Origin of the sequence: Burkholderia sp. 4NA327C6 (genome assembly GCF_005502655.1) — a bacterium.
Taxonomy (GTDB): Bacteria; Pseudomonadota; Gammaproteobacteria; order Burkholderiales; family Burkholderiaceae; genus Burkholderia; species Burkholderia contaminans.
Genome location: NZ_SCNZ01000014.1, coordinates 37,308 through 51,850, shown reverse-complemented (window position 1 = coordinate 51,850; position 14,543 = coordinate 37,308). Strand labels below are relative to the sequence as shown.

Below are 14,543 nucleotides of genomic sequence, written 5' to 3'. Positions count from 1 at the left end.
TCCAAGAAAAACCCGCCGAGAGGCGGGTTTTTTGTTGGGCGCGCGCGGCATTTTCGCCACAGTCCGCGCCCCTCTTGCAAGATTTAACGGTTGTTTTTACAACGCGTTACGCGTGCACGATCTGCGTGTCGCCGTGATCGTCGTCGTCGTGGGAATCGACATCCCACGCCGGGAACGGATCGTCGAACGCGTGCCATCCGGCCGCGCCGAGCGCGAATTCCGCATCGGTCAGCAGGCACGCATCGAGCTTCGCGCGCCACGCATCCGCGTCGAGCGCGATGCCGATCAGCACGAGTTCCTGCCGGCGATCGCCCACTGCGCGATCGTCGAGATCGCCGTGCCATTCAGCGCGGATTTCACCGAGCAGTTCGTCGTCGTCCGGCCATTCCGCGCGATCCTGCGCCGCCCACCAAAGCCCCGCCGGGCCATGCCGGCAGACGCCGCCCGCCTGCGACAGCGAACCCGCGATGTCGTTGCGCGTCGCGAGCCAGAAGAAGCCCTTGCTGCGCAGCACGCCCGGCCACTCCTGATGCAGCAGCGCCCAGAGTCGCGCCGGATGAAACGGCCGGCGCGCGCGGTAAACAAAATTACCGATGCCGAATTCGTCGGCTTCGCCGTGCACGTGCGCATGATGTTCGTCATGGCAGTCCGGGTCGTCGCAATGCGTGTGATCGTGATCGAGCGACGCGAGCCAGCCCGGCGCGTTCGCGGCCTCGTCGAAATCGAAGCGGCCCGTGTTCAGCACTTCGTCGAGCGGCACGTTGCCGAACGTCGACACGACCTGGTGTGCGCGCGGGTTGAGTCGCGCGAGGATGTGCTGCAGGCGGGCGAGGTCGTCCGCGGCGACGAGATCGGCCTTGTTGATCACCAGCACGTCGCAGAATTCGATCTGCTCGATCAGCAGCTCGACGAGCGTGCGGTCGTCCTCTTCCGATGCGGCGATGCCGCGCGTCGCGAGCGCATCGTCCGAGCCGTAGTCGCGCAGGAAGTTGTACGCGTCGACCACGGTGACGAGCGTGTCGAGCCGCGCGATCGTCGACAGCGACGTGCCGTCGTCGTCAACGAACGTGAAGGTTTCGGCGATCGGCATCGGCTCCGCGATGCCGGTCGATTCGATCATGATCGCGTCGAAGCGGCCTTCCGACGCGAGCGTGCGGATCTCGACGAGCAGGTCGTCGCGCAGCGTGCAGCAGATGCAGCCGTTCGACATCTCGACGAGGCGTTCCTCGACGTGCGACAGCGCCTGCGCGTCGCGCACGAGCGACGCATCGATGTTGACCGCCGCGAGATCGTTGACGATCACGGCGACTTTCAGGCCCGCGCGGTTCGCGAGGATGTGATTGAGCAGCGTGGTCTTGCCGGCGCCGAGGAAGCCGGACAGCACGGTGACGGGCAACGGCTGGTTCATTGCCGGATTCATAGCGATATGCACCAACGGAAAAATTGAAAAAGCGGCCGCGACGCCCTTCCGGGGCGCGATCGTCCCGCGGACGGGCGAAATTGCGGCGTGAGATCCGCATTGTGCATCAAACGCGCGCCGGCCGGCCGCTACGGCGTCAGGCCGCGCTGCGGCGCGGGGTCACTGCACGGGCGGCAGCAGCTTCCACTGCGTCAGGATGCCGGCGATCTGCCGTGCATACTTGTCGCGCAGCGACGGGGTTTCCGAATGATAGGCGCCGACCGCCTGCCACGTGTTGCCGTAGCGGTTCATCTTCTGCTTGAGATGCCATGCGGCGATGTACACGTTCTTGCACGGCTCCATCAGCGTGTCGCGGCCGATTCCATAGCGCGACAGCGTCGGCAGGTGAATCGAATTGATCTGCATCAGGCCGTAGTCGACCGAGCCGTTCGTGTTCTTGTTCAGCGCCTCGGGCCGGTTGCGCGACTCCTGCCACGCGATCGCGCGCAGGATCAGCGGATTGACCTGCTGATATTTAGCGGCTTCGTCGAAACAGTCCGCGCGAGCGTTCGCGCTGGCGAAATACCCGCCGGCGGCGATCAACACGACCGAAACGAACCGTCTGTTCATGGTGCGGAATCGACAAGAAAATGCGTGAGGGTCGGGAAAACCCGTGCCTGTTATTCGTGCGACGAGAAACGTGCCGCCCGTATCATACCGACAGTCCGTCAGCTTGCGACATACAGGAAAACGGCCGCCCGGTTATACCGCATTTCCGTGTCGGTTCATCGTGAAACGGGGGCGATGGCCGCATGCCGAGAATAGCGTTGAATCTTACATATTGCATACGGTTCGCCGGATACATGTCGTATGTGAGACAGTCTTCGGATCAATGTGATATTTCGGACATGAAAAACTGCTAATGTCGCCTCTTTCGGACTTGGATCCCAGCACTACCGCCGGAAGTGGCCTGAGCCGGCATCGACCCATTCATCCATGACAAGAAATCGCTTCGTTATGCGGCGTGTCGCCACGACCCTGATCGTCGCCGGCATCATCGTTTCGCAGGCCGCCTACGCTCAGGTCACGCTCAATTTCGTGAACGCGGATATCGACCAGGTCGCCAAGGCGATCGGCGCCGCAACCGGCAAGACCATCATCGTCGACCCTCGTGTGAAGGGGCAGCTCAACCTCGTGGCCGAACGGCCGGTGCCGGAAGACCAGGCGCTGAAGACGCTGCAGTCGGCGCTGCGCATGCAGGGCTTCGCACTCGTGCAGGATCACGGCGTGCTGAAGGTCGTGCCCGAGGCCGACGCGAAACTGCAGGGCGTGCCGACCTACGTCGGCAATGCGCCGCAGGCGCGCGGCGACCAGGTGATCACGCAGGTGTTCGAGCTGCACAACGAATCGGCGAACAACCTGCTGCCCGTGCTGCGGCCGCTGATCTCGCCGAACAACACGGTCACCGCCTACCCGGCGAACAACACGATCGTCGTGACCGACTACGCGGACAACGTGCGGCGCATCGCGCAGATCATCGCCGGCGTGGACAGCGCCGCGGGCGCGCAGGTGCAGGTCGTGCCGCTGCGCAACGCGAACGCGATCGATCTCGCCCAGCAGTTGCAGAAAATGCTCGACCCCGGCGCGATCGGCAACAGCGACGCGACGCTGAAGGTGTCGGTCACGGCCGACCCGCGCACCAACTCGCTGATGCTGCGCGCGTCGAGCGCATCGCGCCTCGCGGCCGCCAAGCGCCTCGTGCAGCAGCTCGATGCGCCGAGCGCGGTGCCCGGCAACATGCACGTCGTGCCGCTGCGCAACGCCGATGCGGTGAAGCTCGCGAAGACGCTGCGCGGGATGCTCGGCAAGGGCAGCGGCAGCGACAGCGGCTCGTCGGCGTCGTCCAACGATGCGAACAGCTTCAACCAGAACGGCGGCTCGTCGTCGAGCGGCAACTTCTCGACCGGCACGTCGGGCACCCCGCCGCTGCCGTCGGGCGGCCTCGGCGGCTCGTCCTCCTCGTCGTCGTACGGCGGCTCGTCCGGCAGCGGCGGGCTCGGCAGCGGCGGCCTGCTCGGCGGCGACAAGGACAAGGGCGACGACAACCAGCCGGGCGGGATGATCCAGGCCGATGCGGCGACCAATTCGCTGATCATTACCGCATCGGATCCGGTCTACCGGAACCTGCGCTCGGTGATCGACCAGCTCGATGCGCGGCGTGCGCAGGTCTATATCGAAGCGCTGATCGTCGAGCTGAACTCGAACACGTCCGGCAACCTCGGCATTCAGTGGCAAATCGCTCAGGGCCAGTTTCTCGGTGGCACGAACTTCAGCGCTCCCGGTACACCCACCGGCAACATCCTCGGTGTGTCGGGCGCGGTTGCAGCCGGCGGTGCGACGGGTCTCGGCGCGTTGGGGCAGACTCTCCTGCCGGGCCTCAACGTCGGTTGGCTGCACAACATGTTCGGCGTGCAGGGCCTCGGCGCGCTGCTGAATTACTTCGCGGGCGTGAGTGACGCGAACGTGCTGTCGACGCCGAACCTCGTCACGCTTGACAACGAAGAAGCGAAAATCGTCGTCGGCCAGAACGTGCCGATTCCGACGGGTTCGTATTCGAACCTGACGAGCGGCAACACGAACAACGCATTCAATACCTACGATCGCCGCGACGTCGGTCTCACGCTGCACGTGAAGCCGCAGATCACCGATGGCGGTATTCTGAAGCTGCAGCTCTACACGGAGGATTCGGCGGTCGTGACCTCTACTGCGACCGCAGTCAACGGTCCGACCTTCACCAAGCGCTCGATCCAGTCGACGATCCTCGCGGACAACGGCGAAATCATCGTGCTCGGCGGCCTGATGCAGGACAACTACGCGGTGTCGAACAGCAAGGTGCCGCTGCTGGGCGACATCCCGTGGATCGGCCAGCTGTTCCGCTCGGAGAACAAGAACCGCCAGAAGACCAACCTGATGGTGTTCCTGCGCCCGGTGATCATCAACGATCGAAATGTCGCGCAGCAAGTCACGGCTAACCGCTACGACTACATCCAGGGCGTGACGGGCGCGTACAAGTCGGACAACAACGTGATGCGCGACAAGGACGATCCGGTTGTCCCGCCAATGCCGCTGGGTCCGAGCCAGGGCGGCACGCCGGCGGGCAACCTGTTCGATCTCGACAAGATGCGTCGCCAGCAGCTGCAGCGCCAGGTCGCGCCGGTGCCGGCCCAGCCGTTGCCGGAAGCGACGCCCGCGCAGCCGCAGAGCGTGCCGCAGCAAGTCGTGCCGCAACAGCCGCTGACGGCCACGCCGGGAGCGTCGCAGTGAGCGACGTGCACGCCTCTTCCACCCACGACGGCGCGCCGGGCGAACGGCAGCCGCCGTCGCCGCTCGCCGCGCGACTGTTGCCGTACGGCTTCGCGAAGAGCGGCCAGGTGCTGATCGCGCACCAGCTCGACGACACGCTCGAGGTGTGGATCAGCGAACGCACGAGCGATGCCGCGCTCGCGGAAATCGCGCGCAACTTCGGCTCGATCTCCGTGCATCGCGTGCCGGCCGACGAGCTCGCGCAGGCGATCAACCATGCGTACGCTCGCCAGGACGGCAGCGCCGCGCAGGTGGTCGGCGAGGTCGAAGGCGAAGTCGACCTGTCGCGGCTGATGCAGGACATTCCCGAAGTCGAGGATCTGCTCGAGTCGGAAGACGACGCGCCGATCATCCGGATGATCAACGCGCTGCTCACGCAAGCTGCACGCGAACAGGCGTCGGACATTCACATCGAACCGTTCGAGAATGCGTCGGTCGTGCGCTTTCGCGTCGACGGCACGCTGCGCGACGTCGTGCGCCCGAAGAAGGCGCTGCACGGCGCGCTGATCTCGCGGATCAAGATCATGGCGCAGCTCGACATCGCCGAGAAGCGCCTGCCGCAGGACGGCCGCATCACGCTGCGCGTCGGCGGCCGGCCGGTCGACGTGCGGGTGTCGACGCTGCCGACCGGGCACGGCGAACGTGCGGTGCTGCGTCTGCTGGAAAAGGATGCGCAGCGGCTGAACCTCGAAGCGCTCGGGATGGGCCGCGACACGCTCGTGCAGTTCGACAAGCTGATCGCGCGCCCGCACGGCATCGTGCTCGTCACGGGCCCGACGGGTTCGGGCAAGACGACCACGCTGTATGCGTCGATGTCGCGGCTCGAAACCGCGACGACGAACATCATGACCGTCGAGGATCCGATCGAATACGACCTCGGCGGCATCGGCCAGACGCAGGTGAACGAGCGGATCGGGATGACCTTCGCCCGTGCGTTGCGCTCGATCCTGCGCCAGGATCCGGACGTGATCATGATCGGCGAAATCCGTGACCTCGAAACCGCGCAGATCGCGGTGCAGGCGTCGCTGACGGGCCACCTCGTGCTCGCGACGCTGCACACGAACGATGCGGCCTCGGCCGTCACGCGTCTGACCGACATGGGTGTCGAGCCCTACCTGCTCGCGTCGTCGCTGCTCGGCGTGCTCGCGCAGCGGCTGGTGCGGCAGCTCTGCCCCGTCTGCAAGGAAGAACGCCAGGAAGAAGGCCGCACCGTGTGGCATCCGGTCGGCTGCGACAAGTGCGGGCACTCGGGATATTCGGGCCGGCGCGGTGTGTACGAGCTGCTGCTGGTCGACGAGTCGATCCGCTCGCTGATTCACCGCAACGCGGCCGACGCGGAGATTCTCGCCGCCGGCCGGGCGGAAGGGATGCGCACGCTGCGCGACGACGCCGAGCGCTGGCTCGCGTCCGGTGCGACGTCGCTCGAGGAAGTGCTGCGCGTGACGGGAGGCGCATAGCGCGATGCCGGCATTCCGTTTCGAAGCAATCGATTCGGCGGGACGCGCGCAGAAAGGCGTCATCGATGCCGACAGCGCACGCGCCGCGCGCGGGCAACTGCGTACGCAGGGACTCACGCCGCTCGTCGTCGAACCGGCCGCCAGCGCGACGCGCGGCGCGCGTTCGCAGCGGCTCGCGTTCGGCCGCAAGCTGTCGCAGCGCGAACAGGCGATCCTCACGCGCCAGCTCGCGAGCCTGCTGATCGCCGGGCTGCCGCTCGACGAGGCGCTCGGCGTGCTGACCGAGCAGGCCGAGCGCGACTACATCCGCGAACTGATGGCCGCGATCCGCGCCGAGGTGCTCGGCGGTCATTCGCTCGCGAATGCGCTGGGCCAGCATCCGCGCGACTTCCCGGAAATCTACCGCGCGCTCGTCGCGGCCGGCGAGCACACCGGCAAGCTCGGCATCGTGCTGTCGCGCCTCGCCGACTACATCGAGCAGAGCAACGCGCTGAAGCAGAAGATCCTGCTGGCGTTCACGTATCCGGGGATCGTCACGCTGATCGCATTCGGCATCGTCACGTTCCTGCTGAGCTACGTGGTGCCGCAGGTCGTCAACGTGTTCGCGAGCACGAAGCAGCAGCTGCCCGTGCTGACGATCGTGATGATGGCGCTGTCGGATTTCGTGCGGCACTGGTGGTGGGCGATCCTGATCGCCGTCGTGCTGATCGTGTGGTTCGTGAAGTCGACGCTGTCGCGCGACGGGCCGCGCCTCGCGTTCGACCGCTGGGTGCTCACCGCACCGCTCGCGGGCAAGCTCGTGCGCGGCTACAACACGGTGCGCTTCGCGAGCACGCTCGGCATTCTCACCGCGGCGGGCGTGCCGATCCTGCGCGCGTTGCAGGCGGCCGGCGAGACGCTGTCGAACCGCGCGATGCGCGCGAACATCGACGACGCGATCGTGCGCGTGCGCGAAGGCTCCGCGCTGTCGCGCGCGCTGAACAACGTGAAGACGTTTCCGCCGGTGCTCGTGCACCTGATCCGTTCCGGTGAAGCGACGGGCGACGTGACGACGATGCTGGATCGCGCGGCCGAAGGCGAAGCGCGCGAGCTCGAGCGTCGCACGATGTTCCTGACGAGCCTGCTCGAGCCGCTGCTGATCCTGGCGATGGGGGGCATCGTGCTCGTGATCGTGCTGGCCGTGATGCTGCCGATCATCGAGCTGAACAACATGGTGCAGTGACGGCCTGACCGCGGGTCGGGCCGTCGCCTTCGGCTTCAGCGCACGTAGATCGCCGGGGACGGCGTGTTGGCGGGCAGCTGGACTTCGGTGCGGGCGCCGTTGCGCTCGACGATGATCGAGCGGGGGCGGACTTCGGCGAGCTTCGCGCCGGACGTGACGTCCGCGCCGAGCGACACGGCACGCGGCGGTTCGCCACCGACACCGATGATCGCGGCGCCGCCGTGGTCGAGCGCGAGGATGCCGAACAGGTGGATGTCCTGCACGGCGTTCTTGTCGAGCTGACCGCCGAAGAGCGCCGCGGCGTCCTCGGTGCGGATCGGCAGCCGCGCGGCGGCGGCGGGCAGCGGCGCTTCGCGGGCTGACAGCGTGACGACCCAGTAGGTGGCCGTCGCGCACAAACCCGCGAAGAGGGCTAGGGAGAGGATCCGGATCGAGAGCGCGTTCATGCGCGCTATTGTACGGATGTATATGAAATTTGCGTTGGGTGAAAGCCCTCGGCAATGCGCGCCTTACAATGCGTGCTCCGCGCCCGCGGGTTCGGAAGGTTGCCGTCAGGCAATCGTCCGGTGCGCCGGGCGCGTCACTCAACCCACGACATTTTTTGGAAAGAGGTAGTCAGTCATGCAAACGTGGATCACTCGCCGCAACGCGGCCGTGCGTCGTCAGCGCGGTTTCACGCTGATCGAGATCATGGTGGTGGTCGCGATCCTCGGGATCCTGGCGGCGCTGATCGTGCCGAAGATCATGAGCCGCCCGGACGAGGCACGCCGCATCGCCGCGAAACAGGACATCGGCACGATCATGCAGGCGCTCAAGCTGTACCGTCTCGACAACGGCCGCTACCCGACGCAGGATCAGGGCCTGAACGCGCTGATCCAGAAGCCGACCACCGATCCGATCCCGAACAACTGGAAGGACGGCGGCTATCTCGAGCGCCTGCCGAACGATCCGTGGGGTAACGGCTACAAGTACCTGAACCCGGGCGTGCACGGCGAGATCGACGTGTTCAGCTACGGCGCCGACGGCAAGGAAGGCGGCGAAGGCAACGACACCGACATCGGTTCGTGGCAATAAGCGCTCACTGACCGGCCCGACGCTTCGTTCCCTTCTTCATGCTCGCCACTCGCACGACCTTCCGCTGCGGCCGCGATTGCCGTGTGCGTCGCGGTGCGGCTTCGTCCGCGCCGGTGCGTGCCGACGGCGGGCAGGCGTTGCATGGCGCGCGGCGTCGTCGCGCGCGCGGCTTCACGCTGCTCGAAATGCTGGTCGTGCTCGTGATCGCGGGGCTGCTCGTGTCGCTCGCGTCGCTGTCGCTCACGCGCAATCCGCGCACCGACCTGCGCGAGGAAGCGCAGCGCATCGCGCTGCTGTTCGAGACTGCCGGCGACGAAGCGCAGGTGCGTGCCCGGCCGATCGCGTGGCAGCCCACCGCGCACGGCTTCCGTTTCGACGTGAGCTCGCCCGACGGCTGGCGCACGCTGCGCGACGACCTGCTGCGCCCGCGCGACTGGGACGGTGGCGTCACGGGCGCCGACATCGACTATCCGGGGTCCGACACGCATGCGAATCGCGTCGTGTTCGGTACCGAGAGCATCGACACGCCGGTACGCGTGACGCTGCATTCGGCGGTCGGCAGCGCGACGATCGTCGGCACCGGCAACGGCCGCTACGAGGTGCAATGACGATGCGTCGTCGCCTGCCCTCTTCCGTTTCTTCATCGCGCGGTTTCACGATGATCGAGGTGCTGGTCGCACTCGCGATCATCGCGGTCGCGCTCGCCGCGTCGATCCGCGCGGTCGGCACGATGGCGAACAACGCGTCCGACCTTCATCACCGCCTGCTCGCCGGCTGGAGCGCCGACAACGCGCTCGCGCAGATGCGGCTCACGCATGCGTGGCCGGAGGTCGGCGAACAGAGTTTCGACTGCTCGCAAGGCAACGTGCAGCTCGTCTGCACGCAGCGCGTGAGCACCACACCCAACCCGGTGTTCCGGCGCGTGCGGATTTCAGTGAGCATGCCCGGGCACATCGGCGTGCTCGCGCAAATGGTGACGGTGGTCGCGAATGAAACCAGCCGTCCGCTCTGACGCGCCGATGCGACGCCCGCTCGCCCGCCCCGCCCGCGGCTTCACGCTGATCGAGCTGATGATCGCGATCGCGATCCTCGCGGTGGTCGCGATCCTCGCGTGGCGCGGGCTCGACCAGATCATGCGCGGTCGCGACAAGGTCGCGGCCGCAATGGAAGACGAACGCGTGTTCGCGCAGATGTTCGACCAGATGCGCATCGACGCGCGGCTTGCCGCGACCGACGACGAGGCCGGCCAGCCGGCGATCGGCGTGGCCGGCAATACGCTGCAGATCGTCCGCGAACTCGAGGTGCCGGGCGTGGCGCCGCGACTGCAGGTGGTCCGCTACCGAATCGCCGGCGGGCGCGTCGTGCGTTATGCATCGCCGCCGATCGACGACGCGAACCGGCTGCGCAACATGCTGAAGGACAGCAGCGTCGAAGGCTGGAGCTGGGTCGCGCTGATGGGCGGCGTCGGCGCAATCGACGCGAAGCTGTACGTGCCGCGCGTGGGCTGGACCACCAACCTGCAGACGGCCAACGACGCGCTCGCGCAGAACAACGATGCGCTCAAGGTGCCGCAGATCGGCAACGCGCCGCCCGCACGCGCGGTGACGGGGCTGCAGGTCAGCATCGGCGCGACGTCGCTGCGCGTGCCGGTCACGCGCATCTTCCTCGTCGGGGAATGACCATGCGCGCGCGCCCTCACCGCTCATTGCTCGTTGCCCGTGTCGCCGGTCGCGCACGGCCACGCGGCCGCCAGCGCGGCGCGGCGATCATCACCGCGCTGCTGGTCGTCGCGCTGTCGGCGATTCTCGTCTCGGGGATGCTGTGGCGCCAGCAGGTGCAGATCCGCCGGATCGAGAACCAGCGCGTGATCGCGCAGGCGCAGTGGGTCGCGCGCGGCGCGCTCGACTGGACGCGGATGATCCTGCGTTCCGAAGGCGACACGGCGCCCGGCATTACGTATCTCGGCGGGATCTGGGGCGTGCCGATCGCGAAGACGAAACTGTCGGACTTCCTCGGCCGGATCGGTGCGCCCAACGACACCGGTGGCGAAGACACCTATATCTCCGGCTCGATCGAGGACGCGCAGGCGAAGTTCAACCTGCGCAACCTCGTGGCGTCGCCGGCGCCCGGCGTGCTGCAGTTGAACGTCACGCAGGTCCAGGCGTTCCAGCGCCTGCTGACGACGCTCGGCTACGACGGCGCGCTCGCGAAGCGCATCGCGCTGCAGGTGCGCGCGAGCCTGCTGAATTCGGCGACGCGTTTCCAGATGCCGACGCTGCCGGGTGGCGGCACGGCGCCGCCGGTCACCGCGCCGGTGACGACCGATCAGCAAGGCGGCGGCGGCTTCACCGACGATCCCGGCATGACGGGCGGCGATCGCGGGCCCGCGCCGCTGATGATGACGGGCGTCGACAGCCTGCTCGACGTCGACGGCGTGACGCCCGAGATGGTCGCGCGGCTGCGCCCGTTCGTCACCGTGCTGCCGACCACGACGCCCGTGAACATGAACACGGCGCCGGCCGAGGTGATCGCGGCGCTGATGCCGGGGATGAGCGTGTCGTCCGCGCAGGCGCTCGTGTCGCGCCGCGAGACCGTGTTTTTCCGCAACGTCGCCGACGTGCAGCTCGCGCTGCGCGGCGCCGGTGCGCCGAACGTGACGCTCGACTCGAGCGTCATCGACGTCAATTCGAGCTATTTCATCGTGCATGGCCGGATCCAGCACGAACGCGCGGAGGTCGATCGCACCTCGCTCGTGTATCGTGATCCGACCACGCACTCGACACGGGTCGTGCGCATTCGCGACCAGCTATAACGACGCCAATCGGGAGAGGAGCTCTTGTGAGCACGTTGATTGTTTCTTTGCCGCCGCGCGAGCCTGCCGTGCCGTTGCAGGAATGGCAGTGGCCCGAGCTGCCGTTCACGCTCGTCGACAAGGCCGGCCATGTGCAGCGCGCCGGCCGCGCCGCGCTGGCGTTGCTGCCGCGCGCGAATGCGACGGTGCTGATCGTCGCCGCGCGCGACGTGCTGCTGCTGGCCGCGACCGTGCCGCCGCTGAAAGGACCGAAGCTGCGCCAGGCGCTGCCCAACATCGTCGAGGATCAGCTGATCCAGGATCCGCTCGGCTGCCATATCGCGCTCGATCCGGACGCGCTGCCCGACGGGCGCCGCGTGCTGGCCGTCGTCGATCGCGCGTGGTTCCGCACGATCTGCGAAGCGTTCACCGCGGCCGGCCACCGGCACCTGAGCGCGGTGCCCGCGACCCGCTGCCTGCCGGCGCCGCGCGTCGCCGCCGCGCCGGCCGACAGCGAAGTCGACGCCGCCGCGGTGGCTGCCGACGCCGTCGAGGCGCCGCCCGCCCGTCCGGCGACGGTGGCCGCGGTGCTCGGGCTTGCGGCATCGGTCGAGCCGGTACTCGTCGAGGCCGGCGCGCTGCCGGCTGCAGCCGGTGCGCCGCGCCTCGAACTCGCGGTCGCGCGCGGTGCGCTCGGCGAAGGCTTCGCGGCGCCCGCGTCGCGTGCGGCCGGCACGCTGGCCGCGCTCGCGGGTGGCGGCGACGTCGAACTGTACGAACTCGGCGAACCGGGCGCGGAGCCGCGGCTCGCATCGGTCGGGCGCACCGACGGCGGCCCGCTGCTGCCAGGCGCCGCGCCGCTGTCGTTCGACGCGTTCGCGCGGCGCGCGCTGACCGAGAAATTCGACCTGTGCCAGTTCGAATTCGAATCGCAGCCGTGGCGCTTCGACCGCGCGACGGTGAAGCGCCTGCGCGTGCCGCTCGCCCTCGTCGCGGCAACGCTCGGCGTGGCGGTGATCGGGATGAACCTGCACTGGTGGAAGCTGTCGCGCGAGCGCGATGCGCTGTCCGCGCAGATTACCGAGACACTGCTGTCCGCGTTCCCGAAGACGACGACGGTGCTCGATCCGCCCGCGCAGATGCAGCGCCAGCTCGACCAGTTGCGCCTCGCGGCCGGCGAGCTGTCGCCGAACGATTTCCTCGCGCTGGCGAGCGGGCTGTCGCGTTCGATGGGCGCGCTGCCGCTGAACGGCATCGCGTCGCTCGACTATCACGACCGTCGGCTCGACGTCGGCTTCAAGCCGGAGGTCAAGGTCGATCCCGATTTCACGCAGCGCCTCGCGCGTAACGGACTGTCCGGCGAAGTCGACAGCAATACGGGCAAATGGACGATCCGGAGCCGCTCATGAAGACCGAACAACTGAACCAGACGCTGGCCCAGTTCTGGGGCGAGCGCTCCCAGCGCGAAAAGATGCTGCTCGGCTGGGGCGGCGCCGTGCTGGCGGTCGCGATCGCGTATTCGGTGCTGTGGTCGCCCGCGCAGGAAGGCCGCGCGCGGATCCAGCGCGAGCTGCCGACGATGCGCCGCGAGCTCGCGCAGATGACCGCGCAGGCGAACGAGGCGAAGTCGCTGACGGCCGCCGCGCAGGGCGTGGCGCCGACCGGCCTCGCGCTGAAGGACGCGCTGACCGCGTCGCTGTCCGATCACGGGCTGCAGGGTGCGCAGGTGCAGATCGTCGGCAACGGCGTGCAGATCCAGATGAAGAACGTGTCGTTCCCGGCGTGGACGCAGTGGCTCGACGATGCGCGCCGGCAGTTCAAGGTGCAGGTCGGCGAGGCGCATGCCACCGCGCTGAAGGACGACGGCCAGGTCGACCTGACGGCCGTGATGCAACCGTCTACGCAGAAATGACGCAGTGGATGAAGCAAGTGGCGGTCGGCCGATGAGGCCGGGATTGAAGCGGCTCGCCACCGCATTGCCGTGGGTACTGGCGGGTGCCCTGGCGACGGCGGTAACGCTCGTCGCGCTCGCGCCGGCCGCATGGATTGCGCCTCAGTTCGCGCGTGCGACCGGCGGGCACGTGAATCTCGTCGATCCCGACGGGTCGCTGTGGCACGGCTCGGGCACGCTGATGCTGGCGCCGGGAGCCGACCAGAGCGCGGCGACGCTGCTGCCCGGCCGGGTCGAATGGACCACGGGCTTCTGGCCGCTGCTGACCGGGCGCGTGCAGATGCGCATGCGGCAGACCGAGGCGATGCCCGACTCGGTCACGCTCGATGCGACGTGGCGCGGCGCGGTGCTGTCGGCGGGCACGATGGCCGTACCCGCGTCGCTGCTCGCCGGGCTCGGCACGCCGTTCAACACGCTCGACCTGCAGGGCGACGTGCGGCTCGGCTGGAGCGACTGGCGCCTGATCGGCAACAACGCGTTCGGCCAGCTGACGGTAACGATCGATTCGATGAGTTCGCGCGTCTCGCGCGTGAAGCCGCTCGGTTCGTACCGCGCGGTGCTGCAGGCGAAGGGGGCCGGCGCCGATCTCGACCTGTCGACGACGCAGGGCCCGCTGTTCCTCGACGGCCACGGCAGCTTCGGCCCCGGGCAGGGCTCGTTCCGCGGCACCGCGCACTCGGCGCCCGAGCAGCAGGCGAACCTCGCGGGGCTGCTGAACCTGCTCGGCCACCCGATCGGGAACAACGAGGTGTCGCTGATCTTCGGCGACGCGCAGCGCTGATTGCGCGCAGTGCGCTCAAATGCCCGCGAATGTGCGATCGTCTGGAACGATCTTTACTGAAATCGCCGCCTTTGGTGTTGCAATACGCCGGCCCCGCCATCGATTCGAATAAAGGCGCCGGATAATGAAACGAAGGGCCGGCAAAGCCGGCCCAAGCAACTTATTTGTCGCCCGTCGGCGTTTTCAGAACCCAGTGCCGTTCGCCGTTGGGCGTGGGCGGCATGATATTGCCGATACCGATGGAGCGTGTGTCATTCGGATTTCCAACAGGATGCCACGTACCACCCTGCGGGCATTTTTCTCCGATATTTGCGATCATTTTGGTCGTTTCCTTATTAAGGGTGAATTTGCATCATGGTGTTGATGCAGTGAATTCGTAAGCTGCGCACTTAATAAGTTCAACGATTTTATTTTGAGATAATTGAAGGACGATAAAAATCAAGTTTTATCTATTATTTGTCGAATTTCATTATCATTTTTTAGGACTTGAACGAAAGACGGCATT

At 67.2% G+C, this 14,543-nt stretch carries 15 protein-coding genes; 11 read left to right on the top strand and 4 right to left on the bottom strand.

The window, feature by feature from the left end; translation table 11 throughout:
• Positions 1-106 precede the first annotated feature (106 nt).
• The gene (locus FFS49_RS16360) at positions 107-1,420 is read right to left on the bottom strand and encodes a GTP-binding protein (protein ID WP_071335404.1); all 1,314 of its coding nucleotides are present in this window, start codon (positions 1,418-1,420) and stop codon (positions 107-109) included.
• A 159-nt stretch (positions 1,421-1,579) separates the two neighbouring features.
• Positions 1,580-2,029, bottom strand: a complete 450-nt coding sequence (locus tag FFS49_RS16355; RefSeq protein ID WP_105815445.1) for a lytic transglycosylase domain-containing protein — start codon at positions 2,027-2,029, stop codon at positions 1,580-1,582.
• Positions 2,030-2,395: 366 nt separating this feature from the next.
• On the opposite strand from FFS49_RS16355, the gene gspD reads away from it, so the two are divergent.
• Genes gspD through gspF form a run of 3 tightly spaced genes read left to right on the top strand, consistent with a single transcriptional unit; the run spans position 2,396 to position 7,441 of the window.
• Positions 2,396-4,723, top strand: a complete 2,328-nt coding sequence (gene gspD, locus FFS49_RS16350; protein ID WP_105815444.1) for a type II secretion system secretin GspD — start codon at positions 2,396-2,398, stop codon at positions 4,721-4,723.
• A complete protein-coding gene (gene gspE / locus FFS49_RS16345) occupies positions 4,720-6,219 on the top strand; it encodes a type II secretion system ATPase GspE (RefSeq protein WP_039351516.1) in 1,500 nt (499 codons plus the stop codon). Before gspD ends, gspE begins: the two co-directional genes overlap by 4 nt.
• Positions 6,220-6,223: 4 nt before the next feature.
• Positions 6,224-7,441, top strand: a complete 1,218-nt coding sequence (gspF, locus tag FFS49_RS16340) for a type II secretion system inner membrane protein GspF (protein ID WP_039351519.1) — start codon at positions 6,224-6,226, stop codon at positions 7,439-7,441.
• 35 nt (positions 7,442-7,476) lie between these two features.
• Here the strand turns inward: gspF and FFS49_RS16335 are convergent, their stop codons facing one another.
• Complete coding sequence (locus FFS49_RS16335; RefSeq protein ID WP_039351532.1) at positions 7,477-7,887, bottom strand: type II secretion system protein N; 411 nt, start codon at positions 7,885-7,887, stop codon at positions 7,477-7,479.
• A gap of 175 nt (positions 7,888-8,062) precedes the next feature.
• Between FFS49_RS16335 and gspG the strand changes: the two genes are divergently transcribed.
• From gspG to FFS49_RS16295, 8 genes are read left to right on the top strand one after another with little or no spacing between them, the layout of a single operon-like run.
• Positions 8,063-8,515: a type II secretion system major pseudopilin GspG gene (gspG, locus tag FFS49_RS16330; RefSeq protein ID WP_039351904.1), complete on the top strand. Its 453-nt coding sequence runs from the start codon at positions 8,063-8,065 to the stop codon at positions 8,513-8,515.
• Positions 8,516-8,553: 38 nt separating this feature from the next.
• Complete coding sequence (locus tag FFS49_RS16325; RefSeq protein ID WP_105815442.1) at positions 8,554-9,123, top strand: GspH/FimT family pseudopilin; 570 nt, start codon at positions 8,554-8,556, stop codon at positions 9,121-9,123.
• A 2-nt stretch (positions 9,124-9,125) separates the two neighbouring features.
• Positions 9,126-9,527, top strand: coding sequence for a type II secretion system minor pseudopilin GspI (gene gspI / locus FFS49_RS16320; RefSeq protein WP_105815494.1), 402 nt, complete (start codon positions 9,126-9,128; stop codon positions 9,525-9,527).
• Positions 9,505-10,194: a prepilin-type N-terminal cleavage/methylation domain-containing protein gene (locus FFS49_RS16315; RefSeq protein WP_081421161.1), complete on the top strand. Its 690-nt coding sequence runs from the start codon at positions 9,505-9,507 to the stop codon at positions 10,192-10,194. Before gspI ends, FFS49_RS16315 begins: the two co-directional genes overlap by 23 nt.
• Before the next feature lie 2 nt (positions 10,195-10,196).
• Positions 10,197-11,327, top strand: a complete 1,131-nt coding sequence (gene gspK, locus FFS49_RS16310) for a type II secretion system minor pseudopilin GspK (RefSeq protein WP_105815441.1) — start codon at positions 10,197-10,199, stop codon at positions 11,325-11,327.
• A 26-nt stretch (positions 11,328-11,353) separates the two neighbouring features.
• Positions 11,354-12,715, top strand: a complete 1,362-nt coding sequence (gene gspL / locus FFS49_RS16305) for a type II secretion system protein GspL (protein ID WP_071335408.1) — start codon at positions 11,354-11,356, stop codon at positions 12,713-12,715.
• Positions 12,712-13,218: a type II secretion system protein M gene (locus FFS49_RS16300; protein WP_069249188.1), complete on the top strand. Its 507-nt coding sequence runs from the start codon at positions 12,712-12,714 to the stop codon at positions 13,216-13,218. Before gspL ends, FFS49_RS16300 begins: the two co-directional genes overlap by 4 nt.
• Before the next feature lie 31 nt (positions 13,219-13,249).
• Entirely contained in the window at positions 13,250-14,038 is a 789-nt protein-coding gene (locus FFS49_RS16295) for a type II secretion system protein N (RefSeq protein ID WP_105815440.1), read from the top strand.
• Between the two features lie 160 nt (positions 14,039-14,198).
• On the opposite strand, the gene FFS49_RS41985 is transcribed toward FFS49_RS16295, so the two are convergent.
• On the bottom strand, positions 14,199-14,357 hold the full coding sequence (locus FFS49_RS41985; protein ID WP_166741970.1) for a hypothetical protein: 159 nt from the start codon (positions 14,355-14,357) through the stop codon (positions 14,199-14,201).
• Positions 14,358-14,543: the final 186 nt, after the last annotated feature.

Bases quoted from the DNA above. Each gene is read 5' to 3' on its own strand.
- FFS49_RS16295 (WP_105815440.1), top strand. From the start codon at position 13,250: ATGAGGCCGGGATTGAAGCGGCTCGCCACCGCATTGCCGTGGGTACTG.
- FFS49_RS16355 (WP_105815445.1), bottom strand. From the start codon at position 2,029: ATGAACAGACGGTTCGTTTCGGTCGTGTTGATCGCCGCCGGCGGGTAT.
- FFS49_RS16300 (WP_069249188.1), top strand. From the start codon at position 12,712: ATGAAGACCGAACAACTGAACCAGACGCTGGCCCAGTTCTGGGGCGAG.
- gspI (WP_105815494.1), top strand. From the start codon at position 9,126: ATGCGTCGTCGCCTGCCCTCTTCCGTTTCTTCATCGCGCGGTTTCACG.
- gspG (WP_039351904.1), top strand. From the start codon at position 8,063: ATGCAAACGTGGATCACTCGCCGCAACGCGGCCGTGCGTCGTCAGCGC.
- FFS49_RS16335 (WP_039351532.1), bottom strand. From the start codon at position 7,887: ATGAACGCGCTCTCGATCCGGATCCTCTCCCTAGCCCTCTTCGCGGGT.
- FFS49_RS16315 (WP_081421161.1), top strand. From the start codon at position 9,505: ATGAAACCAGCCGTCCGCTCTGACGCGCCGATGCGACGCCCGCTCGCC.
- FFS49_RS41985 (WP_166741970.1), bottom strand. From the start codon at position 14,357: ATGATCGCAAATATCGGAGAAAAATGCCCGCAGGGTGGTACGTGGCAT.
- FFS49_RS16360 (WP_071335404.1), bottom strand. From the start codon at position 1,420: ATGAATCCGGCAATGAACCAGCCGTTGCCCGTCACCGTGCTGTCCGGC.
- FFS49_RS16325 (WP_105815442.1), top strand. From the start codon at position 8,554: ATGCTCGCCACTCGCACGACCTTCCGCTGCGGCCGCGATTGCCGTGTG.
- gspK (WP_105815441.1), top strand. From the start codon at position 10,197: ATGCGCGCGCGCCCTCACCGCTCATTGCTCGTTGCCCGTGTCGCCGGT.
- gspD (WP_105815444.1), top strand. From the start codon at position 2,396: ATGACAAGAAATCGCTTCGTTATGCGGCGTGTCGCCACGACCCTGATC.
- gspF (WP_039351519.1), top strand. From the start codon at position 6,224: ATGCCGGCATTCCGTTTCGAAGCAATCGATTCGGCGGGACGCGCGCAG.